General features: G+C 35.1%; 22 protein-coding genes. 13 read left to right on the top strand and 9 right to left on the bottom strand.

From position 1 onward, the window contains the following. Positions 1 to 2 precede the first annotated feature (2 nt). On the top strand, positions 3 to 887 hold the full coding sequence (locus MRZ19_RS00885; protein WP_291029406.1) for a thiamine-phosphate kinase: 885 nt from the start codon (positions 3 to 5) through the stop codon (positions 885 to 887). Positions 888 to 901: 14 nt separating this feature from the next. On the opposite strand, the gene MRZ19_RS00880 is transcribed toward MRZ19_RS00885, so the two are convergent. The 5 genes from MRZ19_RS00880 to folD are packed head-to-tail and all read right to left on the bottom strand — an operon-like array spanning position 902 to position 4,032. Then, the gene (locus MRZ19_RS00880) at positions 902 to 1,240 is read right to left on the bottom strand and encodes a hypothetical protein (RefSeq protein WP_291029404.1); all 339 of its coding nucleotides are present in this window, start codon (positions 1,238 to 1,240) and stop codon (positions 902 to 904) included. Between the two features lie 10 nt (positions 1,241 to 1,250). Continuing rightward, positions 1,251 to 1,676, bottom strand: a complete 426-nt coding sequence (rpiB, locus tag MRZ19_RS00875; protein WP_291029402.1) for a ribose 5-phosphate isomerase B — start codon at positions 1,674 to 1,676, stop codon at positions 1,251 to 1,253. Positions 1,677 to 1,684: 8 nt separating this feature from the next. After that, entirely contained in the window at positions 1,685 to 2,356 is a 672-nt protein-coding gene (locus tag MRZ19_RS00870; protein ID WP_291029400.1) for a site-2 protease family protein, read from the bottom strand. Continuing rightward, complete coding sequence (gene lepB, locus MRZ19_RS00865) at positions 2,357 to 3,172, bottom strand: signal peptidase I (RefSeq protein ID WP_291029398.1); 816 nt, start codon at positions 3,170 to 3,172, stop codon at positions 2,357 to 2,359. A gap of 8 nt (positions 3,173 to 3,180) precedes the next feature. After that, on the bottom strand, positions 3,181 to 4,032 hold the full coding sequence (gene folD / locus MRZ19_RS00860) for a bifunctional methylenetetrahydrofolate dehydrogenase/methenyltetrahydrofolate cyclohydrolase FolD (RefSeq protein ID WP_291029396.1): 852 nt from the start codon (positions 4,030 to 4,032) through the stop codon (positions 3,181 to 3,183). Between the two features lie 171 nt (positions 4,033 to 4,203). On the opposite strand from folD, the gene MRZ19_RS00855 reads away from it, so the two are divergent. Next, positions 4,204 to 4,533, top strand: a complete 330-nt coding sequence (locus MRZ19_RS00855; protein ID WP_291029394.1) for a cytochrome c — start codon at positions 4,204 to 4,206, stop codon at positions 4,531 to 4,533. A 30-nt stretch (positions 4,534 to 4,563) separates the two neighbouring features. On the opposite strand, the gene MRZ19_RS00850 is transcribed toward MRZ19_RS00855, so the two are convergent. Continuing rightward, on the bottom strand, positions 4,564 to 7,122 hold the full coding sequence (locus MRZ19_RS00850) for a DEAD/DEAH box helicase family protein (protein WP_291029391.1): 2,559 nt from the start codon (positions 7,120 to 7,122) through the stop codon (positions 4,564 to 4,566). Then, a complete protein-coding gene (locus MRZ19_RS00845) occupies positions 7,115 to 9,268 on the bottom strand; it encodes a site-specific DNA-methyltransferase (RefSeq protein ID WP_291029388.1) in 2,154 nt (717 codons plus the stop codon). The genes MRZ19_RS00850 and MRZ19_RS00845 overlap by 8 nt, the downstream gene beginning before the upstream one ends. 167 nt (positions 9,269 to 9,435) lie before the next feature. Here MRZ19_RS00845 and MRZ19_RS00840 point away from each other — a divergent pair, with 167 nt between their 5' ends. Both MRZ19_RS00840 and MRZ19_RS00835 read left to right on the top strand, forming a co-directional pair. Further along, on the top strand, positions 9,436 to 9,936 hold the full coding sequence (locus MRZ19_RS00840) for a hypothetical protein (RefSeq protein ID WP_291029526.1): 501 nt from the start codon (positions 9,436 to 9,438) through the stop codon (positions 9,934 to 9,936). Beyond that, complete coding sequence (locus MRZ19_RS00835) at positions 9,936 to 10,202, top strand: hypothetical protein (RefSeq protein WP_291029386.1); 267 nt, start codon at positions 9,936 to 9,938, stop codon at positions 10,200 to 10,202. The genes MRZ19_RS00840 and MRZ19_RS00835 overlap by 1 nt, the downstream gene beginning before the upstream one ends. A 28-nt stretch (positions 10,203 to 10,230) precedes the next feature. Here MRZ19_RS00835 and lepA read toward each other — a convergent pair whose 3' ends face one another. Next, the gene (lepA, locus tag MRZ19_RS00830; RefSeq protein WP_291029384.1) at positions 10,231 to 12,021 is read right to left on the bottom strand and encodes a translation elongation factor 4; all 1,791 of its coding nucleotides are present in this window, start codon (positions 12,019 to 12,021) and stop codon (positions 10,231 to 10,233) included. A 109-nt stretch (positions 12,022 to 12,130) separates the two neighbouring features. On the opposite strand from lepA, the gene sppA reads away from it, so the two are divergent. Together sppA and purU are read left to right on the top strand one after the other, a co-directional pair. Continuing rightward, entirely contained in the window at positions 12,131 to 13,012 is an 882-nt protein-coding gene (sppA, locus tag MRZ19_RS00825; RefSeq protein WP_291029382.1) for a signal peptide peptidase SppA, read from the top strand. Positions 13,013 to 13,021: 9 nt separating this feature from the next. After that, positions 13,022 to 13,852: a formyltetrahydrofolate deformylase gene (purU, locus tag MRZ19_RS00820; protein WP_291029380.1), complete on the top strand. Its 831-nt coding sequence runs from the start codon at positions 13,022 to 13,024 to the stop codon at positions 13,850 to 13,852. Between the two features lie 14 nt (positions 13,853 to 13,866). Here the strand turns inward: purU and MRZ19_RS00815 are convergent, their stop codons facing one another. Beyond that, complete coding sequence (locus tag MRZ19_RS00815) at positions 13,867 to 14,604, bottom strand: M48 family metallopeptidase (protein WP_291029378.1); 738 nt, start codon at positions 14,602 to 14,604, stop codon at positions 13,867 to 13,869. Positions 14,605 to 14,789: 185 nt separating this feature from the next. Here MRZ19_RS00815 and MRZ19_RS00810 point away from each other — a divergent pair, with 185 nt between their 5' ends. The 7 genes from MRZ19_RS00810 (at position 14,790) to MRZ19_RS00780 (ending at position 24,388) form a co-directional block, all read left to right on the top strand. Further along, positions 14,790 to 15,272, top strand: coding sequence for a YqhA family protein (locus tag MRZ19_RS00810; protein ID WP_291029523.1), 483 nt, complete (start codon positions 14,790 to 14,792; stop codon positions 15,270 to 15,272). Positions 15,273 to 15,282: 10 nt separating this feature from the next. Continuing rightward, complete coding sequence (gene lolA / locus MRZ19_RS00805) at positions 15,283 to 15,840, top strand: LolA-like outer membrane lipoprotein chaperone (protein WP_291029376.1); 558 nt, start codon at positions 15,283 to 15,285, stop codon at positions 15,838 to 15,840. Between the two features lie 120 nt (positions 15,841 to 15,960). Further along, a complete protein-coding gene (locus tag MRZ19_RS00800; protein WP_291029374.1) occupies positions 15,961 to 17,244 on the top strand; it encodes a citrate synthase in 1,284 nt (427 codons plus the stop codon). 108 nt (positions 17,245 to 17,352) lie between these two features. After that, positions 17,353 to 18,705, top strand: coding sequence for a class II 3-deoxy-7-phosphoheptulonate synthase (locus MRZ19_RS00795; protein ID WP_291029372.1), 1,353 nt, complete (start codon positions 17,353 to 17,355; stop codon positions 18,703 to 18,705). A 183-nt stretch (positions 18,706 to 18,888) separates the two neighbouring features. Further along, positions 18,889 to 19,560, top strand: coding sequence for a homeostatic response regulator transcription factor HsrA (hsrA, locus tag MRZ19_RS00790; RefSeq protein WP_291029370.1), 672 nt, complete (start codon positions 18,889 to 18,891; stop codon positions 19,558 to 19,560). A gap of 4 nt (positions 19,561 to 19,564) precedes the next feature. Further along, entirely contained in the window at positions 19,565 to 20,728 is a 1,164-nt protein-coding gene (locus MRZ19_RS00785; protein ID WP_291029368.1) for a HAMP domain-containing sensor histidine kinase, read from the top strand. Positions 20,729 to 20,887: 159 nt separating this feature from the next. Beyond that, complete coding sequence (locus MRZ19_RS00780) at positions 20,888 to 24,388, top strand: proline dehydrogenase family protein (protein WP_291029366.1); 3,501 nt, start codon at positions 20,888 to 20,890, stop codon at positions 24,386 to 24,388. The last annotated feature ends 8 nt before the right edge of the window (positions 24,389 to 24,396 follow it).

Raw genomic sequence — 24,396 nt, 5'->3', positions numbered from 1 at the left:
GGATGCAAGATAGAGAGAAGGCGTTTATCCGCTCCCTAGTGCAAAGCGGTGCGACAGAAGGAATTGGCGATGATGGGGTGTTGATTGCTAGGGATTGCTCAGGCTATATTGTGGCAAGTGATGCATTTTTTGAAAATGTGCATTTTAAGCGTGTGTGGGGGAGTTTGGAATCCCTTGTGGAAAAATGCTTTGTTGTGAATCTCTCAGATATTTATGCGATGAATGCGATTCCATCTTTTTGCCTTTTGACACTTGCCTTGCCAAAGAGTTTTAAGGAAGTTAGCAGTCTTGCTAATGTAATAGGAAGATGCGCTTTAAAGCATAGGGTTAAAATCATTGGCGGCGATACGATTGCTGGAGATAAACTACATTTTTCACTAACGCTTTTAGGCAAAGTGCAAAAAGGCAGAATTCTAACTAGAGCAGGCATTAAAAAGGGGGATATTTTAGGCTATATTAGTCCAAATAGTGTGCTAACGCATTGCAAAACACAGGCTTTTGGCAAAAACGCAAAGGCATTAAAAATCGCATTACGATTCCATAAAAATAGCAAAATCCAAAGCAACACGCGCTTTGCAAAGCCAATTTTATATCCCAAAATGCTTTTAGAACTTAATTTTATTGCAAGGGCTGGAATGGATATTTCAGATGGAATCTTTATGGAGCTTCCACGCCTTAGCCGTTTAAATCGCTTAAGTTTCAGAGTTTTTAAGCCTAAAGGAGATTGGTTGTATGCACCGGAGGAATACCAAATGCTTTATGCAATTCCTAAAATGCGATTAAAAAAAATGCAAAATCTTGCTAAAAAACACCGCCACGCTTTTATTCCCTTTGCAAAGGCAGTGCGTGGAAAATTTATGGAATCCAAAAAGAATTGGCACGCTTAAAATGCGCATTAGTGTTATAGCAGTGCTTCAATTTTTTGTTCTAAATCTTTAATTTTACTTTTGTATTTTTCGCTCTCTACGCGGTATTGAGAATTGCGTTGTTTTAAGGCTTTGACTTCATTGCGTAGGGCAGTGATTTCATCAGTTAGAATGTCAATGTTTCCTAGTGCTCTTTGGAGTTGGAGTTGGTGTTTGCGGATTAGAATCTCTGCTTCTTGCAAGGTGAGTTTCATCACTGCGCTGTTTTTTTCTTCTTTTTGGGCAATGCTTTTGTAAAAGAAAGTTTTAACAACCATAAATAAAATAAAAAGAATAAAAGTGGTTAAAAATAGCCATTGCGTAAATTGCGCCATAAAGATTCCTTTATTGTAATTTGTCTATGCGACAAGCGTGACGACCACCTTCAAAAACTCCTTCACAAAAGCTTTTTAGAATGCTTTCTACCATTCCGATTCCAACTATGCGCGCACCAAGGCAAAGCACATTGGCGTTATTGTGCGCACGGCTCATCGCAGCACTATAAGGCTCTGTGCAAAGTGCAGCACGGATTCCTTGATGGCGATTAGCAGCAATACTCATTCCAATTCCGCTACCACAAATTAAGACTCCAAAACTTCCTGTATTTTCTAATACCTTTTTGCATAAAATATTTGCAAAATCTGGATAATCCACACGCTCTGCATCCGTTGGTCCTAAATCTATCACTTCATATTCCATTTGTTTTAACATTTCTAAAACGGAAGTTTTTAGATGAAAACCTGCGTGATCACTTGCGATGAAAAACTGCATAAAATCTCCTATAAAAGCAAATTAATAATGGATTGCACGGGGATAAAAATGAGATTTGATAGCGGTGTGCTTAAGAGGATGATGAGTGCTAGCATTCCAGTCATTGGTGGAATCTTATTAAAAATTCTTGCAAAAAAATCATTTTTAAACATTAATCCAAAATAAGCCACTGCATTTGCACCATCTAAAGGTGGAATCGGAATAAGATTAAACACAGCTAGCACAACATTATAAATGAGAAGTTGTAAGAAAAAATAAAGAAACAGCAATAAAAGAAAATGTCCATTTTCTAATGCGATAAATCTATTACTCTCTAGTGTGTAAATTAAAACACTAGCAAACACTGCTAGAGTAAAATTATACGCCACGCCTGCTATTGAAACACTAAAAGCTCCAAAATATCCGCCATTATACACAACGCGATCAATGCGCACAGGCACTGGCTTTGCCCAACCAAATAAAAAAGGAGCATTTGCTAAAAACAAAGCTCCGGGGATTACAATTGAGCCGATTAAATCAATATGGACAATGGGATTTAAACTTAGGCGTTTTGCATCGCGTGCCGTTGTGTCGCCAAACCTTAGTGCAATGTAGCCGTGCATTATCTCGTGCCCGATGATTGCTACTAAAAGCGCAAGCATCATAATGGGAATTTTATAAAGCAATGGAATGTCAAACATTTAGGATTCCATTTTTGTTTTAAGGGCTTGTTTTTCTAAGCTTTCTACACTTTTTCCAATGCGCTCCCAACGGATATTAAAAGCATCATCCCAACTGAAATAGATAAGCCAAGGTTTGCCTACAATGTATCTATAAGGCACAGCACCCCAAAAGCGAGAGTCGCTAGAATTATTGCGGTTATCACCCATCATAAAATATTCATCCTCCTTAACAATAGCGTGGAATCCTAAGGCACCATTGCTCAAGCGCACAGGTTCCATTGCAATTTTCTCACCATTGTGCTGTAAAATTATGAGTTGGTGGAAAGCATCTAGGGAAGTGTCTGTGTAATGCACTCCCGCGTGATGCTTTGCGTAAGGTTCATAGTAGAATGTTTTGTTATTAAATGTAAGTGATTTAGCACTCGTGTCTTTGTAGTTAGAAGCACTGCTAAAATGCACCCATAATCCTTCTTTTGTGTAGAGAATTTCATCACCACCAATGGCAACATTGCGCTTAACAAAGTGGATTTTTGGTGCATTGGGATCTCTGAAAACGACAATATCTCCGCGCTCTGGTCGTTTTCCTTCAAATAAATGTCCATTCTTGTTAAAATCGGGCAAAATTTGTAATTCAATCCAAGGAATTGTAGGTGTTGGGATTCCATAAGAAAATTTTTTAACAAAGAGATTATCTCCAATAAGTAGCGTGTTTAACATACTTCCGCTTGGAATCACAAAGGCTTGTATGCCAAAAAAAATAACCCCAAGCACAATCACAATTGTGCCTATCCAGCTATTTGCAAAATGAAAGAATTTAACAAAAATATTGCGCATTGGAATCCTTAGTGTTTTTTAGTGCGGAGTTTTGCCGCTTTTAGTGTATTTTGTAGCAGTGAAGCAATTGTCATTGGTCCAACGCCACCGGGGACTGGAGTGATGAAGCTGCATTTTGGAGAGACATTTAAAAAATCCACATCGCCTAGGATTTTACCATCATCTAATTTACTAATCCCTATATCCACAACGATTGCTCCTTCTTTTACCATATCTTTTGAAATAAGATTTGGTTTTCCCACAGCCACACATAAAATATCCGCTTTTTTGGTGTGCTGGATTAAATCTTGTGTGTAAATATGACAAAGCGTAATGGTTGCGTTTTGGTTTAAAAATAGGGCGGCTAAAGGTTTGCCAACGATATTGCTAGCACCAACAATGACTACATTTTTCCCTTGTAATGCAATGTTGTAATGCTTTAAAAGCGTGATAACTCCCATTGGTGTAGCAGGAATGAAGCCATCAAGATTTGCAAAAATGCGCCCCATATTAAAAGGATGGAATCCATCAACATCTTTGTGCGGCGCAATGGTTTCTAAAACAGCAGTTGTGTCAATGTGTTTTGGTAATGGGAGTTGCACTAGGATTCCATCAATGTTTGGGTTTTGATTAAGCATTGCAATGGTTTGTAAGAGGGATTCTTGCTTGATATTTTCTGGCATTTCGTGTGTGATAGAGTAGATTCCAGTGCGCTTGCAAGCCTTTGCTTTCATATTGATATAGCTTTGTGAAGCAGGATCATTGCCAACTAAAATCACAGCAAGCCCGGGAGTTATGCCTTCTTTATTTAGAAGTTGCACTTCTTGTTGGATAGTGTTTTCAATCTCTTGTGCGAGTGCCTTTCCATCTAAAATTTGCATTCCTAAGCCCTTAAAAATTAAAATTTTTTAAAATAATTTTGCAATTATAGTAAAAGTAAAGTTTTTATATCTTTAAGCCAATTTAGAATTTTTACTAAAGCCTTTACAAGTGCATTTAAATCTATTTTTGCTATGATTTGAGAAAATTTTAAAGGGATTGCTTTGTATTTTATGCTAGCTTTTATATGCAGTGTAGTGTTTTTGAAGGCAGGAGAAAGTTTTATTACTCCGCTTGAATATGGAAAAATGCTTTATGAAAATCCGCGCGGAATTGGTTGTGTGGAATGCCACGGACAATATGGGCAGGGGGATAAAATTGCAAATTACACGCACAAAGGTCAGACAAAATTTATTTATGCTCCGCGCATTAATAATTTAGATTTTGAAACTTTTAAAGATGCTTTGCAAAAAGGAAAGCGTGTGATGCCAAAGTATTATTTAACAGCAAATGAGATTGAAGCAATTTATAAATATTTGCAAAATTTTAAACACAATAAATAAATGGATGATAAAGAATAGGGCTTAATATTTTTATTTCTGTTTATTTAAAAACTCGTCAAATTCATCAATAAATGTTTGATTTTTGCTTATATCTTTATCTATGAAAAATGGTAAAGATTCTAATGTCAATGTTTTATTTATCTCTGCATTAATTTTTTCACCCTTTAAGATTTCTAAAAACTTCTCTTTCCAGCTATCCTTATGCACTAAATGCTCTCCCTTTATTTCTATAAAACATTGAATACTTAAAAACTTATCATTCTTTTCATCCAATCTTTTGCCAAAGAAAATAAAATCAGGCTCAAAGCCCATTCCATAAGTTACTTCATCTTTGCGATTATCATAAATTTTAAATTCTTTAAATCCTTCATTTCGCACAATAAACCATTGAGAAAATATCGCATCAATATCATCTTTTTTGCTCTGTATAAATTCCAAAAACTCTATTTCTAGCTTACTATCATAGCAAAAAGCCTTATGGTATAACCAAGTAAATTTAGAATCTTCAAATTTATCATCATTGTTTTTAAAGATTATTCTATCGCCTATATTAAATTTATGAGCCTCAAAATCCCTTACTTCATATTCCTGCTTGATACTTTGCTTTAAGGATTTAAAATTTTTCAAAACATACTTTGCTATTTCAATATTATTTTCCATATTAAATGTTTGTTTTTTTGAAAAGCATACATATATTTTTTTTAAATAATTTTCTATAAAATCCCTTTTGCTTGTGAAGTCAAGATTCTTATTAATTTCTTTAAAACTAAGTCCTAACATATTCATTGCTTTTAAAAAATATTTAGTCTCTATAAGGGATTCAAGTGTTGAAGAGTTTTGCAAATCATATTCTTCTTTCATTTTTTCAAATTTTTCTTCACTCTCTTTTATAGAGTTTGAAAAAAGTGGAATTTGTAGTCCTTTTATTTTCTGCTCTATTTCAGTTCTTGTCATAGAAAAATGTGTTAAATCTATTCTTCTAGTCCTTTTATTATTAGCATAATAAATTTCGTTATTATCAATAATAGGCTTTATCTTTTCATTGACAATTAAATCCACACGCATTTTTTCTTCTTCAAATAACAAGCCCTGCTTATTCATACTTTCATTAAGATTTTTAATAAATGCGACATCATTAATAGTATGGTAGCTTAGTCTCTCCAATGCATTTAGCTCATTGTCTAAGTCATTATCATATTTTCTTATAGACATAAAATCATCATTGGAATTATCATTAAATTCCAATGAAGGTGTTTTAAAAGGATAATATCTAGCACCTCTTCCTATAAGCTGCACTTCCTTAGTTGTAATAGCCTTACTAGCTTTATTGCCTCCAAGTCTTACTATATCAAAAAGGTTTAGCACATCCCAACCTTCATTGAGTTTATCTACTGAAAAAATCACTCTTATTTCATTGCTTATATCTTCTAAGGTATTTAATAATACTTGATTTTTTTCAAGCTCTTTTTCATTATTTGTGTTTAATATATACAATGATTTAAAGTTATTCTTTAAAAAGTGAATAATGTTATTTGCATACGATAAGCCATATTCTTTTTTAAAAAATTCTAAGCTTTTATGTAAAAGCTCACTTTGTTTATCAATATTTTCATAGAATCTACTTATTTGAGAATCTTCTAAATTTTCTAAAAAATCTATAAAAAGCTTTTGATTTTGTTTTGATTCATTTATAGATTCACTCTTATACATTATTACAGGTTTTAATCGTATATTATGCTTTTGTGCGAGTAGCTCTCTATAAAGGCTTGCTAGCATACTGCCTAAGATTCTATACTCTAAGGTTTCATTGCTATATTTTGTTAGAAATATCCGTTTAGAATAGCCATCTTTGCAAAACTCTTTTAAAGCATATTCATAAATGATTTTATCTGTATATTTTTCTAAAACATTAGCCTCTTGTGGTATTGTAGCACTAAATTCAAATAATAAATTTTCTTTATTGCTTGCATAAGCCTTATGTATATTTTTCTCCCACCCCTCTTTATTTTCTTTTTCACTTTTACTTTTGGTATTGCTATTTAAATGGTGTGCTTCATCGGCTAATAACACAATCTTTTTATCCACTAAATCACTAAAACTTAAAGAATTTTCCTTTTCTGTTTTAAACAAAGAGTATAAAGCTTGTATCGTTGTAAAATGTATATTGATGCATTCCTCTTTACTCTCACTTAGATTATTAATAATATTAATTTCTACATTTTTAGAATCTATATTAATATTTTCTTTAAAAAGATATTTACTTGAAGATTTATCAGCAAAATTCGCCTTAGTTTTTTCTAGTATAGAATTAGAATTGACAAAGAAAATAAAATCCCTATATCCATTCTTATAACATTCAAGCATTAAAGCAGCCATTATGAGCGTTTTGCCACTACCTGTTGCCATATTAAACATTAAATGATTTTGTTTTATAGAATCTCCATTAGCATAATAATATTTCAGTGCTTTTTCTTGGTAGATTCTTAGCTCTTTGGATAAATTTTCTTTGATATAAAAAGGTATCTCTATCTCTTCTAATCCTCTTTTTCCAAACTCTTCTAGTAAGGTTTCATATAGTTTTTTACTCATCGCTATCACCATAAAATATTTTATTAAGTTCTATAACTTCGCTAGAGATTGCATAATCCTCATCTTGTATATCTCCATATAACACATAGTCCATATTGGAATCTAAAATGCTTAGCAAGGCTTCTTTTTTGTCTTGTAAATCTAAGTCTTTAAACTCTTTATTTTTTAAAAGACTATCTAAATCTATACGATAATCTAAAAAGGCTTTAGATTCTAAATCTTTATAAATAGAATCTAGCATTTTTGCATCATTTATATTTTGTATTTTTTCTTTATATGTCGCATTTAAAGGCATTAACTCTGCATAGATAAAGCTCCCACCTCCTTGCCAATTTACTGCTTTGCTGATACCACCTTGCTCACCTTCTGTTACTTTTTTAAGCCGCTCTTTTGTAATAGATTCTATATACTCCATTTGTTCTATACCTATCCACTTGCGTTTCGTTTTATGAGCTACAGCTAAAGTGGTGCCACTTCCTGCAAAGAAGTCCATTACTAAGTCGTTTTCTTGTGTTGATATTTCTATAATGCGTTTAATTAGGGCTTCGGGCTTAGGCGTGGCAAAAAGCGTTGTATTGCCATTTTCAAAAAGGGCTTTTATTTCATTTGTGGCTTGTGTTGTATTGCCATTTTCTAGCCACATAGTGCGAGTTTTCAATATTTTATCAATATGTTTTACTTCGTCAAAATATATCACTTCATAAGGCGTTAATCTTCCTTTAGAATCTTCTTGCCAAAAAATATGTTCTTTATCTAAATTTTCAGGTTTTTTTCGCCAACGCCCATCTGCTCCATTTGGTGCAACAGGATAAAAATCGTTTCCATTTGGGTCTTTAATCGCATAATAAAGACTAGGTGCATCTGTCTTTAAAGCCCCAATACCCCATTTCTCAAGTTTAGAAATCCTTGCTTTTTTGCCATTGATAATTTTGCTAAAATCTTTTTCATTTTGTTCTTGTGTGCTATCTATAATCTGCCATTTTTGTTTTTGATAACATAGGATATATTCGTGTTCTTTAGCAAAATATATAGAATCTTGTCCGCCGCCTGTTTTTTTACGCCAACAAATTGTAGCTACAAAATTCTCCCTCCCAAAAATCTCATCACAAAGCACTTTTAAATAAGCTTGTTCGTTGTCATCACATTGTATAAATATCACGCCATCATCTCTTAAAAACTCTTTAGCTACTTCAAGGCGATTTTTCATAAAGGTTAGCCAAGTGGAGTGATTGAAGTTATCATTATAATTAAAGCTATCATTGCCTGTGTTATAAGGCGGATCAATATAGATTAGCTTGACTTGATTTGCAAACTTCTTTTTTAAAGAATGTAAAGCTAAAAGATTATTGCCTTTGATTAAGAGATTAGCCCCTGCTTTTAAGCTATCTTTAAGCTGTGTGCTATTTTCTGCTTTTTGATTCTTAGAATTCGCTTTTTGATTATGGATTGCTTCGCTCCCTTGCAATGACGGAGAAGGGGGATTTGTTTTGTGCTTGTCATTTTGAGATTTTGCTTCATTGTCATTGCGAGAAAAATCGTTAGATTTTTCGTAGCAATCTATACTAGAATCTTGGCATTCTAAGCCTTGAGATGAGAAATTGTGGCTTTGCGAAGCGGAAGCAAGAAGCTTACTTTGCGTAAGTGCCGCCGCTTCCGCCAAAGCTTTATGCGATTTATCGCTCAATACTGAATGCCCCACAAGTTCAAAGTTTTGCAAAGCCTTTCTAGCAAATAGCACATCTATTTCATCTTTTGCTAGAATCTCATTGAAAAATATTTCATTCTTTTTGTCTTCATCTTTACTTTGTCCGCCTTTTATCACTCCATCTTTAAACGCAAAATTTAGCACAACTTCATTATGTGCTTTTAGGAATCTTTTTGTTTTAAATGCTAGTCCTATTTTATTTGTATAGCTTGTGAAGCTACCGCTTAAACTTCTAAGATCTAAGAAGGTTAAAAAGTCATTAAGCTTAAAAATATAAGCGTTATTGCGCATAATAAAAAATCTATTTTTAAATTCATTTTTGTATGTGCTTTGTTCTAAAAGATAACAAAACAATTTTTCATCATAACTTTGTGCTAAATTTCTAACATACTTTAAGGTTTCAAAGCGATTTTCTAAATCTTGCAATAATGCATTTTTCATAACTTCTCCTGTTTGCAAATTTATAGAATCTTGTTCTATGTATTTAGCCGTGTTTATGCAAAGCATAAGTATAGCTAATATAGCTTTAACTAATTATAAGTATATTTTATACTCTATTAATAAATAATAGAATATAATGTTATACATTTAAGTTTAAAGGCTAAATGATGATTATATCTATCATAAATAAAAAAGGTAAAGATTTGGGATATTTTTTGCAGAGCAATGATAATTCTATTATTGAAAAAATTTATCCTAAAAAAGCAAAAATTCTACCAACACCAAAAAAAATAGACAATTGCGTTTATGATTTTGGCGGTTTTGTAGAAAAAGGTGTATTAAGCATTGTGGAAGAGGGCGATATTATTATTATTCCTTGCACAAGCAATTATAATTCATTGCTTAGAACGCTAGAAACTTTAAATGAAATAGGTAATGATGGTAGAGTTTGTAAAGAAAAAAATCAAATTTGTGAAACTCTTGAAAGTAATTTCACAGACTTAAATCTTTTCTTTTTTAAATTTTCAAAAATTATTGAAAATTCTATGAGCAGTGGGGCTTCTTTTACTGAACTCTATAATGAAAATAATCTCTCAAGATTAAGCTATACAAATTTCTTTAATGAATACCAAAGACTTTTACAATTTATTAGAAAGGAAAAAGCATAATGGAAAAAAAGCCTTTTACAATTGATGAAGCCTTAAAGTCTGAAACAAGCTCTCAAAAAACATATAGCAAAGCAGAGAAAAAATCATTAGGTAGAAAAACAATTGATAAAGAATTAAGAAGGGAACATATGGTCGTTTGCAGGCTCAATCAAAAAGAGTATGAAACGCTAAAAAAATTGATGGAGCTAGAATTTAACACTGAATCAAGCACCTACATAAGAAAACTAATCTTAAAGGAGGCTAAGACTTTAAACATTAATGAATAATGCTAAAATATCCTTGCAAAAGCGGAGGTTAATCAATCTTTAGCACAGCTAGAAAGGCTTCTTGCGGCAGGGTAACTTTGCCAATGGCTTTCATTCTCTTTTTGCCTTCTTTTTGCTTTTCTAATAATTTTCTTTTTCTTGTAATGTCGCCACCATAGCATTTTGCGGTTACATTTTTGCCCATTGATTTGATTGTTTCTCTAGCAATGATTTTATTGCCGATACTTGCTTGGATTGCCACTTCAAAAAGCTGTCTTGGGATGATTGCTTTCATTGCTTCTACAAGCTCTTTTCCGCGCTCATACGCCTTAGACTTGGGCACGATAATGCTTAGCGCATCTACAATTTCATTAGCCACACGAATATCAAGCTTGACTAAATCGCCTTCTTGATAGTCTAGCGGCTCATAATCAAAGCTTGCATAGCCTTTGGTGCAGGATTTTAGCTTGTCATAAAAGTCCATAACAATTTCATTTGTTGGAATCGCATATTCTAAAAGCACACGCGTTTCTTGGAGATATTCCATTTTCTTTTGGATTCCACGCCTTTTGTTAAGCAGGGTTATCATATTGCCTAAAAACTCGCTAGGAACGATAATGGTTGCACGCACATAAGGCTCTTTAATCTGTGCAATTTTCTGCTCTGGTGGGAGTTCGCTTGGGTTTTGAATGTAGAGAATCTTGCCATCTGTTTGTCTTACTTCATACACAACCGTGGGTGCTGTGGCAATTAAATCTAATCCAAACTCACGCTCTAAGCGTTCTTTAATCACTTCCATATGTAAAAGCCCTAAAAAGCCTATGCGGAATCCAAAACCTAATGCCACAGAAGTTTCAGGCTCATAGGTTAAGCTAGAGTCATTAAGCTTAAGCTTATCAAGCGCATCGCGTAAATCTTCAAATTTATCTGTGTCAATGGGATAAATCCCCGCAAACACAAAGGGTTTAGCAGGCTCAAAGCCGGCAATGGGTTCTTTTGTCTTATTCTTAAAATCTGTCATTGTATCGCCAACGGCAATATCTGTAACATTTTTTAGCCCTAAAATTACGATTCCAATTTCACCGCTTTTAATGTTTTTTGTCTTTTCTTGGCGCAGGGGGTGGGGATACATTAGCCCTAAAACTTCGTGGTTTTTACCACTTCCCATAATGTAAAGATTCTGCCCTAAAGAGATATTCCCATCTATCACACGCACAAGGGCTAATGCGCCTAAGTAGTTGTCAAACCAAGAATCATAAATCAAGGCTTTTGTTGGAGCATTAGCATCGCCACTTGGAGCAGGGATTTTTTCAACAATGCTATCTAGCAATTCTTTAATGCCGATATTTGCCTTAGCACTCACTTCTAGTGCATTTGCGCAATCAAGCCCTATGGTTTGCTCTATCTCATCTTTGACACGCTGTGGATTTGCTGCGGGTAAATCAATCTTATTTAGCACAGGGATGATTTCAAGGTTATTTTCTAAGGCGATATACACATTTGCGATGGTTTGGGCTTCTACACCTTGACTTGCATCTACAACAAGTAATGCGCCTTCACAACTTGCAAGAGAGCGAGAGACTTCATAGCTAAAATCCACATGCCCGGGGGTATCAATAAGGTTTAAAATGTAGTTTTCGCCTTTATAGTTGTAGTTTAAACGCACACTTTGTGCTTTAATAGTGATTCCACGCTCTTTTTCAATCTCCATTGTGTCCATAACTTGCGCGCTCATCTCCCTTGCGCTAATTGCTCCACAAGCTTGGATTAAGCAATCAGCAAGCGTAGATTTTCCGTGGTCAATGTGAGCAATGATGGAGAAGTTACGAATCTTTTGCATAGAATCCATACCTTAAAAACAAAATATAAGGCGGAATCTTAACAAAAATAGACTTTAATGTTTTTGAGTGTGCTATAATTTTTAGTTGATTAAAATTTATGGGGCATTTATGCGATTTTTGGATTTTTTTATTAAACCTTTGGAATTTATAGGGAAGCATTTAAAGGCGTTGATTTTCTTGCTTGTTGTGGTGCTAATTTTTATGCCTGAGAGAGAAGCAAAGGTAGATGACGCAAATGTTGCAAGGATTAATTTGTATGGGGCGATTTTTCAAAGTGATGCTTTTTTAGGAGAGTTAGAATTGCTAGAGAAAAATCCACATTTAAAAGGAATTTTACTTGTGATTGACTCCCCCGGTGGTGCGCTTGCACCTAGTGTTGAGATTTCTGAAGCCATTAAGCGCGTGAATTCTAAAATACCCGTGGTGGCTTATGCGCAAGGAGCAATGGCAAGTGGGAGTTATCTAGCAGGCATGTGGGCGGATTCTATTGTTGCAAATCGTGGGGCAATGTTAGGTTCTATTGGAGTGATTGTTAATGGAGTGGATATAAGTGAGCTTGCTAAAAAGCTAGGAATCACTACACAAACCATTAAAGCGGGAGTCTATAAAGAAGCGGGAACATTTATGCGTGCTTGGAATAAGGAAGAAGAAGGAATGCTAAAGGATTTGGTTAAAGAGCAATATTGGGCGTTTGTAGAGGAAGTGGCAAACGCAAGGAAGCTTGATATTGCAGAGGAGCCAAATTTTGCGCAAGGTAGAATCCTAAGTGCGAAAAATGCGCTAGAGCTTGGGCTTGTGGATAAGGTAGGAAGTATTTATGAAGCGCAAATGTTGCTCTTTCAAAAGGCAAATATTTTAGAGCCAAAATGGTTAGAGAAAGAGAAAGATAAATTAGAAGTGTATTTAGAAAAAATCTTTGGTGAGCAAATCTCTAATGGAATCCAAAACGGAATCCTTAAAGGCTTAGAGCAATTTAGTAAAGTGCAGTAGAAACATATAATGAAAATGATTTTAAAAATCCAAAGCCTAGATAAGAAAGGCTTAATTGCAGAAATTACTCGCGTGATTTTTGATTTTAATTTGAATATTTTAAGAAACGATGAGTTTGTAGATGTGGAGAATAATCTCTTTTTTATGCGTTCAGAAATGCTAGGGAATTGTGATATAAATGCGCTTAAGAGTGAGATTTTGAAGTTGCTCTCTAGTGAAGCTAAAGTAGAGATATTTGTAGTAAAGCGCAGAAAGATTGTGATTTTATGCACTAAGGAAAGCCATTGCTTAGGGGATTTACTTATCCGCTATGATAGTGGGGAGTTAAATGCGGATATTTTGGCGGTGGTTTCAAATTACGATTCCTTAAAGTCTTTGTGTCAGAAATTTGGTTTGCCTTTTATTTGTGTTTTGAGTGAGAATTTAAGTCGCAAAGAACACGAAGCAAAGGTGTTACAAGAGCTTAGAAAATATCCTTGCGATTACATTGTGCTTGCTAAATATATGCGGATTTTAAGCCCTGAGTTTGTAGGGGAGTTTGAAGGGAGAATGATTAATATCCATCATAGCTTTTTGCCGGCTTTTATTGGTGCAAATCCTTATAAGCAAGCGTATGAACGGGGTGTTAAGATGATTGGTGCAACGGCACATTTTGTGAATAATGCCTTAGATGAAGGACCTATTATTTACCAAGATATTATAAAGGTAAATCACGCAATGGGCTGGAAAGCTATGCAAAAAAGTGGGCGCGATGTGGAAAAAATCGTGCTTGCTAAGGCGTTAAACCTAGCCTTAGAAGAGAAGATTTTTATCTATAATAATAAAACTATTGTGTTTTAGGATTCCAATAATACTTATTTGTGGTTTAAAATCTCTTCAATGGCTTGTATGCGTTTGGTATCGCTTGGGTGTGTGGATAGGAAGTCTGAACCGCCTTTGCCTTTTGCCGCCATTTTTTGCCAAAAGGTAATTGCTGCTTTTGTGTTATAGCCTGCTTTTTGCATCAAAGTGATTCCAACTTTATCTGCTTCTAATTCGTGAGAGCGACTAAATGGGAGCATTATGCCAACATTGCTACCTATGTTATAGGCTTGATTAAAAAGTGAAGTGTATTCTGGAGCTTGTGATTGCACAATAAGTCCTAAAAGGCTACCACCAATTTGACGGATATTTTGCATACTCATTCTCTCTGCGCCGTGCCTTAAAATAGTGTGTGCAATTTCGTGAGAGAGAATAACAGCAAGTTCATCATCATTGCTAACTAACTCAAGCAATCCTGTATAGACAAATACCTTTCCGCCGGGCAAACAAAAAGCATTCGTTTGTGCGTCTTCTAATAAATAAAATTCCCATTTGAAATCTGGACGATTTGCAACGCTTGCAATTTTACTTCCTACGCGCTCTACTTTTTTTGTTTGCGTGGCATTTTTGCTAATCTTTGCACTCTTTAGGATTTCTTTAGCACTTTGCTCACCAAGTGTTATTTCCTCCTCTGCGTTTAAAAGCATTAGTTGTGAGCGGTTTGTGTAATCCGTAGAGGAACAAGCATAAAAGAAAACCATTGTAAGCAGTAGATACAGATAACGCATCATTCTTTCCTTATTTTGTGTGTTGGAGATAAATTCTAAAATGGAATCTAAAAAATTATGCTTAAAGTTGCATAATATAAAAATTAATGCTCAATGTTTAAGGGTAAAGCAATGCGCAAGTTTTTGCTATAATTGCCATTTATTTTGAAAGAAGGATTTTATCTTTGAGAGTATTGTTTGAAAAATTAATGTGGAATGCGCGGTTGTTTATCCTTTTGGCAGTGGTTTTATCGCTGATTGGATCAATTTTGCTGTTTATTGTAGCAAGTGTGGATATTATAAAGGTAGCAAAAGAAACTTATTTGTATTATATGGGTGCATTAGCCGATGAAGCGGACATCCATACAATTTTGTTAAATTCTATTATTATGGCAATTGACTTGTATTTGATTGCTGTGGTGCTTTTAATTTTTGCCTTTGGTTTGTATGAATTATTTATTGCTAAAATTGAAATTAAAGATGAAAGTCAATCTAAAGTCTTAGAAATCCATACTTTAGATCAGCTTAAAGATAAGTTGGCTAAAGTGATTGTTATGGCTCTTATTGTGGCGTTTTTCTCAAAAGTTCTAAATATGGGATTGAAAACTTCGCAGGATATGCTTTTCTTTGCAATTTCTATTTTATCGCTTGCTGTTGGGCTATATTTCTTGCATAAAGATTCTAAACATTAGAGTCTTTGCGATGAGAAGTTTAAGAGTTTTTATAAAAAATTTTTTAAAAGTTGGAATCGTTATTTGTGTTTTAAATGCGCTAGCAGAGGCAAAGGATTTACAGGTAATCCAAAGTTTTAGTGCAAATTTTGAACAAAGGGTGCATTCCTTTGAGGGGCAGGGAAGTGTTTTAAAATACACAGGAACACTTAAGGCTCTAGCACCAACTAGTGTGCTTTGGAAGTATGAAGTGCCAATCCCTAAAGAGATTTATATCCATAATGCAACAATGATTATTTTTGAACCGAAGTTAAAGCAGGCAATTTTTACGCAATTGCAAGAAAATATGGATTTACTAAGCCTGCTAAAGAATGCAAAAAAGGTAAAAGATAACCATTATGAAGCAGAGATTTTGCAGCAAAAATACACATTATTGCTAGAGAATGGAATCTTAAAAGAGGTGCATTTTAGCGATGGTTTTGCTAATAAAGTGGAAATTCTTTTTTCTAATATTGTGGTGGATGGTAAAATGGATACGGAGATTTTTGAATTTAATCCAAGTAGTGATATTGATATTATCTACCATTAAGGATGTGTAAAATTATCAAAAATTGGTAAATTTTTGGGAAAGATTTAAACATTTTTTTGACTTATTTGAAAAAAGTGCGTTAGAATAGGGAAAAATTCAAATTTATTTAAGGAATTAAGTATGGGAACGATTACACTGATTAATAATGAAACAGGCGAAAAGTTTGATTTTGATTTGATTGACTGCACAAGGGGTCCTAAGGCGGTTGATTTTAGTAAATTATTTGAGCGCACAAATATTTTTTCCTATGATCCAGGTTATGGTTCAACAGCAGGTTGTCAATCCACAATTAGCTTTGTTGATGGTAAAAATGGACATTTGCTCTATAAGGGTTTGCCAATTGAAGAGATTGTGGAAAAATATCGCTTTACAGATGTTGCAAAGCTATTAATCACAGGTGAAGCACCAAAAGATGAAAAGGAATCTAAAGAGTTTGACTTAGAATTGCGTCATCGTGGATTTTTGCACGAAGGGCTGATAAATATCTTTAGTGCATTTCCAGATGGCGGGCATCCTATGGCAAATTTAAGTTCAGCAGTAGCGGCACTTTCTACATTTTATTTTGATCATAATGCAATGGAAGAAGAAAAGGATTACCAAACAATGGCGCGTAGAATCATTGCAAAAATCACAACTTTGGTAGCATTTTCTTATCGCAATTCCATTGGTATTCCCTTTGTTTATCCAGATATTAGTAGGGATTATGTGGAGAATTTTCTTTATATGTTGCGTGCGTATCCAGATGGGAAGTTAAAATATACGCTTAAAGGGGAAGAAGAAATTACGCCTTTGGAAGTGGAAGCATTAGATAAAATTTTTACTCTGCACGCAGACCACGGACAAAATGCTTCTACAACAACGGTGCGCAATGTTGCTTCCACAGGTGTGCATCCCTATGCAGCGATTTCTGCGGGCATTAATGCGCTTTGGGGACCAGCACACGGGGGAGCTAATGAGAAAGTTTTGGTGCAGCTTGCAGAAATTGGTGATGTGAATAATGTCGATAAGTTTATAGAGCGTGCAAAAGATAAAAATGATCCCTTTAGGCTAATGGGCTTTGGGCATCGCGTGTATAAAAGTTATGATCCGCGTGCAAAAGCAATTAAAGCATTAAAAGATGAGTTAAACAAAAAAGGCATTAAAATGAATGCACGCTTAAGTGAGATTGCTGAAAAGCTTGAAGAAGTCGCACTCAATGATGATTATTTTAAAGAAAGAAATCTTTATCCTAATGTGGATTTTTATAGTGGAATTATTTTAACTGCCCTTAGGATTCCTGTAACTCTATTTACGCCTATTTTTGTGATTGGTAGAATGCCGGGTTGGTGTGCGCAAGTTATGGAGCATATTAAAAATCCACACGCAAGAATTACACGCCCACGCCAAGTGTATTTAGGCAAATAAAAGCAAGGTGCAGTAAAAGAATGATTTTATTTTTTGTGCGGTAGAATATCCACTTTAATCTATCAAATAATATAGAGTTTATAGTAAAAATAATTATTAGGATATTTTATGCAAGCAACAAATTGGAATCTTAAAAGCTGGCGTGATAAAATTGCGTTACAGCAACCTATTTATAAAGACTTAGAAGCATTAAATCGCATCCAAAATGAACTTAGTCAATATCCCCCTTTGGTTTTTGCAGGAGAAGCAAGATCGCTCAAGGCGCACTTGGCAAAGGTTTCAAAGGGCGAAGCTTTTTTATTACAGGGTGGGGATTGTGCAGAGAGTTTTGTGCATTTTAATGCAGTAAGGATTCGGGATTTATTTAAAGTGATTTTGCAAATGGCAGTAGTTTTAACTTATGCAGGAGCCTGTCCAGTTGTGAAAGTTGGACGCTTAGCGGGGCAATTTGCAAAACCTAGAAGTAATGACACAGAAACCATTGATGGAATCACATTGCCAAGCTATCGTGGGGATATTATTAATGGAATGGAGTTTAGTGCTGAGGCTAGAGAGGCTGATCCTAAGAGAATTTTACAAGCTTATCATCAATCTGCTGCTACATTAAATTTAATCCGTGCATTTGCACAAGGTGGTTTAGCAGATTTAAATCAAGTGCAAAGGTGGAATCTTGATTTTGTAAATAGTGTGCAAAGTGAAAGATTTTGTGAAATGGCAGATAAAATCACGCAGACTTTAGCATTTATGGAGGCGTGTGGAATCACTGCAAAAAACACACCAACGCTACACGAAACAGAGTTTTTCACTTCCCACGAAGCATTGCTTTTAAATTATGAAGAAGCATTAACGCGCAAAGATCATTTAACGGGTGATTGGTATGATTGTTCTGCGCATATGCTTTGGATTGGCGAGCGCACGCGCAATTTAGATGGCGCACATTTAGAATTTTTGCGCGGTGTTGAAAATCCTGTGGGCGTAAAAATTGGACCAAATGCTACAAAAGATGATATTTTAGGGATTTGTGAGATTTTAAATCCAAATAATGAAGCAGGGCGTTTGAATTTGATTGTGCGTATGGGTGCAGATGCAATTCTTCAAAAACTTCCAAAACTCTTAAAATCCATTAAGAGTGAGGGCAAAGAGATTGTGTGGAGTATTGATCCAATGCACGGCAATACAACAAAGGCAAGCAGTGGTTATAAAACCCGTTCTTTTGATAGTATTTTGAGTGAAGTGAAAGCGTTTTTTGAGATTCATAGGAGTGTGGGGACTTATGCTGGTGGCGTGCATTTAGAGATGACAGGGGAAGATGTAACAGAATGTGTTGGGGGAATGCAAGCAATTACAGAAGAAAATTTGGGCTGTAACTACAACACACAATGCGATCCTAGATTGAATGCAAGCCAAGCGATTGAACTTTCCTTTTTGATAGCTGATGTTTTAAAGCAGCGTAGAATTTAATCTTTTAAAGTTTGGATTCCGTGCATTGATAAATTTCATTTAAAATGCGGAATCCAAAATCATTCCTTTAATATTAAAAAATCCTTATTATTTTTTTAATTTTTCATAAAACTTTGTTTAAAAATAGCTAAAGTTATGATACAATTCTGAAATTTTTTAATTCTATCACTAAGGATATAAGGGATGAGAATCTTGATTATTGAAGATGAAGTTAGCCTTAATAAGACGATTACTGAGGGCTTAAATGAGTTTAATTATCAAACTGATGTCGCAGAAAATTTAAAAGATGGTGCATATTATATTAGCATTCGTAATTATGATTTGGTGCTTGTGGATTGGATGTTGCCGGATGGAAATGGTTTAGAGATTATTAATCAAGTCAAAAATAAATCACCGCGCACAGCAGTTGTTATTATTTCTGCAAAGGATGATGCGCAAAGTGAAGTAGAAGCTTTAAAGGCGGGGGCTGATGATTTCTTAGCAAAACCCTTTGATTTTAGTGTTTTGGTTGCTAGAATTGAAGCGCGCTTGCGTTTTGGTGGGACAAATCTTATTGAAATTGAAGATTTAGTGATTAATCCTGATGAGGAAAAAATTACTTACAAAGGACAAGAAATTGAGCTTAAGGGCAAGCCTTTTGAAGTGCTAACGCATCTTGCACGCCATAGAGATCAAATTGTTTCAAAAGAGCAATTACTAGATGCAATTTGGGAGGAGCCAGAGCTTGTAACGCCAAATGTTATTGAAGTAGCAATCAATCAAATCCGTCAAAAAATGGATAAGCCACTTAATATTGCAACCATTGAGACAGTAAGACGCAGGGGATATAGATTCTGCTATCCAAAAGGTGCTTAGTTTATTGCAAAAAGTTTTTATATGTGCTTTTATCGCCTTTTTGGCGGTGCTTTCTATACTTTTTTATGTTTATGCTCACACCACAACTTATGATAATATAGAATCCAAACTCCAAAAAATTGCCCATCAATATTTTGATGATACGCTTTTAGAAGGAGTTGCAATTTTGGATTTTAAAACACCAAGCATTGCTTTTAAAAAACACATTAATGCAGGGAGCTTGGAATATGTTTTGCAAATACCCTTCCAAGATAAAACGCTACAAATTGCGCAAGATATTACACAAGAAGTTAGGCTTTTAAATTTATTGGGTTTGGCTTTGGTGTTTTTGAATGTTATTGTTTGGATGATGATTGCAGTGTTGATGTGGCAAAATAAAAGGAATCTAAAAGAGCAATTTAAGGGGGTAATTACTGCTTTAAACGCATTAAAAGTGAAGCATTTAAATCCTATTACAATTCCAAAGACTCCCATAACACAAGCACTCATAGCATTTTTAGAGCGTATAGAAACATATTATACAGCTCAAAAACAGCTTTATAGTGGAATCGCACACGAGCTAAAAACTCCCTTAGCAGTCATTAAGGCAAAATGTGAGGTTACGCTCTTAAAACAGCGTAAGAATGAGATGTATGTTGATGCATTGAGGGAAAATATAAAAAGTGTCGATGAAGCACAAGCTAGTATTAAAGTGCTTTTTGATTTGATGCACGCTTTGCCAATGGAGAATGCAAAAAGGATTGATGTTCAAAGTGTGCTAGAGAGTATTGTAAGGGATTTTGCATTGTTACACAAAGATAGGAAATTTGATTGTATTCTTCAAACACAGGGTTTAGAGATTCCAATTAAGCTAGTATTACTAAGACAAATTGTTCAAAATTTCTTGCAAAATGCGTTTAAATTTACTCCAAAAGATAAGGCGGTATGCTTAAAAAGCTATGTAGAAAATGGAATCTTAAAAATAGAAGTGCTAGATGAAGGGGGTGGAATTGCCACAGACTTTGATGTTTTCGCACCTTTTAAAAGAAGTGGAGAACAGGAAGGAATGGGGTTGGGATTGTTTTTAGCAAACAAAGCAGCAACTGCGCTTGGAGGGAGTGTAACATTGGAAAATCGTAAAGATAAAAGCGGAGCGGTTGCTACTTTTAAATTAAAACTTGTTCAATAAAAATGTAAAAGTGATTTCTAATAAAGCATTGTTTTTTTTATTTTAAATTGTTACTAAATTATACAAATTAAAATGCCATGAGTAAGTATTGCCTTAAAATAATGTAAAGATAAAGCATTTTTTTGTATTATTTTGAAAAAATGAAAGGATTATTACAAAATGGTACACAAGGCATTGATTTTAGCTGAAGAATTGCAGTGTGCAATTGCTAAAAATTTATCTACCACTGAAAGGCAATTTCACGCTAAAATGCAAAAACTCCTAAACAATCCTACAAATAAAGTTATGCTCATAGAATTACTTGATCGCTCTTTTCGTTGCAAAGATGCAAATGCGAGTTTTGAGCTGATAGAACACACGCTAGGTAAATATGGTATAGCGGATTTTTTCTCTGCATTTGAGAAATGTTTGCTTTTTACTTTTTTGCATATTGGCAAACTCGCTCCCAAGCTTAGTGTGCCATTTTTCATCTCACATTTGCGCAATGACACAAAGGCTATGGTTTTAGATTCTAGTGAGAGTTTTCTAGCTCCACACATCGCTAGACGCAAGCAGGAGCAAAATATCACGCTTAATGTCAATCTCATCGGCGAAGAGGTGCTAGGCGAGATGGAGAGCAAATATCGTATGCAAAAATATGAAGAGGCTCTACAATCAAGCTATATCACTTATATTTCTATCAAAATCACGACTATTTTTTCACAAATTAACATCATAGATTTTGACTATTCTAAAGATGAAGTGGTAAAAAGACTTGATAAACTCTATGCTATTGCATTAGAAGAAGAGAAAAAGCAAGGTGTGAGCAAATTTATCAATTTAGATATGGAAGAGTTTAGGGATTTAGAGCTCACAGTAGCTGCCTTTATGGAGAGTGTAGCGAAGTTTGACATTAGAGCAGGGATTGTCTTGCAAGCTTATATTCCTGATTCTTATGGATACCTTGAAAAGTTACTTGCCTTTTCAAAAGAAAGGGTTTTAAAGGGTATGCAGCCTATTAAAATTCGCTTCGTTAAAGGCGCAAATATGGAGAGCGAAGAAACTATAGCAAGTCAAAGAGGCTGGGAGCTGCCGACCTTTAGCAAAAAGATGGATACTGATAGCAATTACAATAAAATGCTTGATTTGGTGCTAGAAAATGAAAATTTTAAATACATAAATATCGGCATAGCAAGCCATAATATCTTTGAAATTGCCTATGCTTATACGCGCATTAATGAGGCAGGAGCGCAGGCTAGCTTTACCTTTGAAATGCTAGAGGGTATGAGTTTGCAGTGTTCTTATGAGCTTTCTAAAATGCACGATGTAATTCTCTATGCCCCTGTGTGTGATGAATCGCATTTCAACAATGCTATCGCTTATCTCGTGCGCCGTCTTGATGAAAATACAAGTGAAGATAACTTTATGCGCTATTTTTTCAATTTACAAGTTGATTCAAAGGCTTGGGAGGAGCAAAAAGCTATCTTTTTAAACGCACTTGATGGTATAAAAAGCCTTGATAATACCACACGCAGAACGCAAAACAGAAATCAAATCTCTAAAGTGCCAAGCTCATTTGAGACAAAAACATTCCACAATGAAAGCGATACAGATTTTATCCTAGCGCAAAATCGCCTATGGGCTGAAACTATTAGGGCTAAGTATGAGAATTTGAGTGCTTATGCTGTTTATCCTGTTATTGGAGAGCTAGATTGTAAAAAGGCGTGCTTAAACACCCTAGAAGTCAAAGACAAAATCACAAATCGCACCATAGGAAAGGCGCATCTAGCTGGTGAAAAGGAGTTAAAAAATGCTTTAGAAGTGGCTAAGGCTTCTACATATCCCCAAAAAAGCTTTGAAGAAATTTATGCGATTTTAGCAAAAGTAGCGCAACTTATGCGTGAGCGTAGGGGTGATTTGATAGGGCTTGCGGCATTAGAGACAGGCAAGACTTTTTTAGAGATTGATCCTGAAGTAAGCGAGGCTATTGATTTTGTGGAGTTTTATCCGCATTCTTTACAAAAGCTTAGAGAACAGAACCCACAGACAACTTTCACGCCAAAGGGTATAGGTGTTACCATTGCGCCGTGGAATTTTCCTGTGGGTATTTCAGTAGGCACGATAGCAGCCCCATTAGCAGCGGGTAATGTTGTGCTCTATAAGCCATCATCACTCTCAACACTCACAGGCTTTATGCTTTGTCAATGCTTCTGGGATGCTGGGATTCCAAAGGATGCTCTGATTTTCCTGCCTGCTAAGGGTAGCGATATATCCACACACATTTTAAGTGATGCGGCGATAAATTTTTCTATTTTAACAGGCGGTGAAGACACAGCATATGCTATGCTAAAAGCAAACCCAACTCTGCTTTTAAGCGCAGAAACAGGGGGTAAAAATGCTACCATAGTTTCTAAATTTGCTGATAGAGATAGTGCAGTGAAAAACATTATCCACTCTGCCTTTTCAAATTCTGGGCAGAAATGCTCGGCGACTTCTTTGCTTGTGCTAGAGGATGAGGTGTATGATGATGAAGAGTTTAAAAAAACCCTTGTAGATGCAGCAAGCTCTTTAGCTGTGGGCAATCCTTTTGTGTTTAAAAATAAGTTGGGGGCATTGTGTGATAAGCCAAGCGAGAAGCTTTTAAAAGCTATGAATGTGCTAGAATCTGGTGAAGAGTGGGCATTGAAACCTACATTTATTGATGATAATCCCCATTTAATGACGCCGGGTATCAAATATGGTGTTAAAAAGGGTGCTTTTACGCATATGAATGAGCTGTTTGCGCCAATATTAAGCGTGATGAGAGCAAAGGATTTGCAAGAGGCGATTGCCCTTGTTAATTCCACAGGATATGGGCTTACGGCTGGATTTGAGAGCTTAGATGAGCGCGAATGGGAGTATTTTCACACACATATTGAAGCAGGCAATATTTATATCAACAAGCCTACAACAGGTGCTATCGTGTTAAGACAGCCTTTTGGTGGGGTGAAAAAATCTGCTATAGGCTTTGGTAGAAAAGTGGGGATTTACAACTATATCACGCAATTTACAAATATAAGTGCAAAGGTGGATACAAATGTGCTAGAAAATAGCTTCTCAAAAGCTTTGCAGAAGCTTGATTTACGCATTGATGAGAGTGCTAAAAAGGCTATGTATAATGCTATTGTAATGGCGCAGTCTTACGCCTATCACTACAAGCACGAGTTTGGTGTAGCAAAAGACTATGTCAATATCCGTGGTGAGGATAATCTTTTCTCCTACACAAAGATTAAAAACATAGCCTTTAGGGTGTGCGAGAATGATAATTTGCAAGATGTTTTGGGAGTAGTTTTAGCTGCAAACACTTTAGACATAGAACTTTATATCAGCCACGACGAGCAAGAAATCATCAAGCTAGCTAGTGAGATTTGTAAGAAAGCTAGCTTGCAAGCGAAGTTTGTGAAGGAAAGCAAAGAACAATTTATTGCTCAAAGCACTAAATTTGAGAGGATCCGTTATCACGCTCAAGCAGATAAGACTGATTCTTTATATCAAGCTTGCGCAAAAGAAGCAAAAATCATTATCCGCGATAAGCCTTTATTAAATGGACGCTTTGAGTTGTTGTATTATCATAATGAAAAAGCACTAAGTATATCCTATCATCGCTATGGAAATTTGGGTTCTCGTGCTTTAAATCATTAAAAAGGAAA

It is taken from the genome of Helicobacter sp. (assembly GCF_022770205.1).
In the GTDB taxonomy this organism is placed as follows: domain Bacteria; phylum Campylobacterota; class Campylobacteria; order Campylobacterales; family Helicobacteraceae; genus Helicobacter_D.
This window is presented reverse-complemented; position numbering and strand designations above follow the sequence as displayed.

Coding starts and splice junctions, on each gene's coding strand:
- MRZ19_RS00885 (WP_291029406.1), top strand. CDS start 3: ATGCAAGATAGAGAGAAGGCGTTTATCCGCTCCCTAGTGCAAAGCGGT.
- MRZ19_RS00880 (WP_291029404.1), bottom strand. CDS start 1,240: ATGGCGCAATTTACGCAATGGCTATTTTTAACCACTTTTATTCTTTTT.
- rpiB (WP_291029402.1), bottom strand. CDS start 1,676: ATGCAGTTTTTCATCGCAAGTGATCACGCAGGTTTTCATCTAAAAACT.
- MRZ19_RS00870 (WP_291029400.1), bottom strand. CDS start 2,356: ATGTTTGACATTCCATTGCTTTATAAAATTCCCATTATGATGCTTGCG.
- lepB (WP_291029398.1), bottom strand. CDS start 3,172: ATGCGCAATATTTTTGTTAAATTCTTTCATTTTGCAAATAGCTGGATA.
- folD (WP_291029396.1), bottom strand. CDS start 4,032: ATGCAAATTTTAGATGGAAAGGCACTCGCACAAGAGATTGAAAACACT.
- MRZ19_RS00855 (WP_291029394.1), top strand. CDS start 4,204: ATGCTAGCTTTTATATGCAGTGTAGTGTTTTTGAAGGCAGGAGAAAGT.
- MRZ19_RS00850 (WP_291029391.1), bottom strand. CDS start 7,122: ATGAGTAAAAAACTATATGAAACCTTACTAGAAGAGTTTGGAAAAAGA.
- MRZ19_RS00845 (WP_291029388.1), bottom strand. CDS start 9,268: ATGAAAAATGCATTATTGCAAGATTTAGAAAATCGCTTTGAAACCTTA.
- MRZ19_RS00840 (WP_291029526.1), top strand. CDS start 9,436: ATGATTATATCTATCATAAATAAAAAAGGTAAAGATTTGGGATATTTT.
- MRZ19_RS00835 (WP_291029386.1), top strand. CDS start 9,936: ATGGAAAAAAAGCCTTTTACAATTGATGAAGCCTTAAAGTCTGAAACA.
- lepA (WP_291029384.1), bottom strand. CDS start 12,021: ATGCAAAAGATTCGTAACTTCTCCATCATTGCTCACATTGACCACGGA.
- sppA (WP_291029382.1), top strand. CDS start 12,131: ATGCGATTTTTGGATTTTTTTATTAAACCTTTGGAATTTATAGGGAAG.
- purU (WP_291029380.1), top strand. CDS start 13,022: ATGAAAATGATTTTAAAAATCCAAAGCCTAGATAAGAAAGGCTTAATT.
- MRZ19_RS00815 (WP_291029378.1), bottom strand. CDS start 14,604: ATGATGCGTTATCTGTATCTACTGCTTACAATGGTTTTCTTTTATGCT.
- MRZ19_RS00810 (WP_291029523.1), top strand. CDS start 14,790: ATGTGGAATGCGCGGTTGTTTATCCTTTTGGCAGTGGTTTTATCGCTG.
- lolA (WP_291029376.1), top strand. CDS start 15,283: ATGAGAAGTTTAAGAGTTTTTATAAAAAATTTTTTAAAAGTTGGAATC.
- MRZ19_RS00800 (WP_291029374.1), top strand. CDS start 15,961: ATGGGAACGATTACACTGATTAATAATGAAACAGGCGAAAAGTTTGAT.
- MRZ19_RS00795 (WP_291029372.1), top strand. CDS start 17,353: ATGCAAGCAACAAATTGGAATCTTAAAAGCTGGCGTGATAAAATTGCG.
- hsrA (WP_291029370.1), top strand. CDS start 18,889: ATGAGAATCTTGATTATTGAAGATGAAGTTAGCCTTAATAAGACGATT.
- MRZ19_RS00780 (WP_291029366.1), top strand. CDS start 20,888: ATGGTACACAAGGCATTGATTTTAGCTGAAGAATTGCAGTGTGCAATT.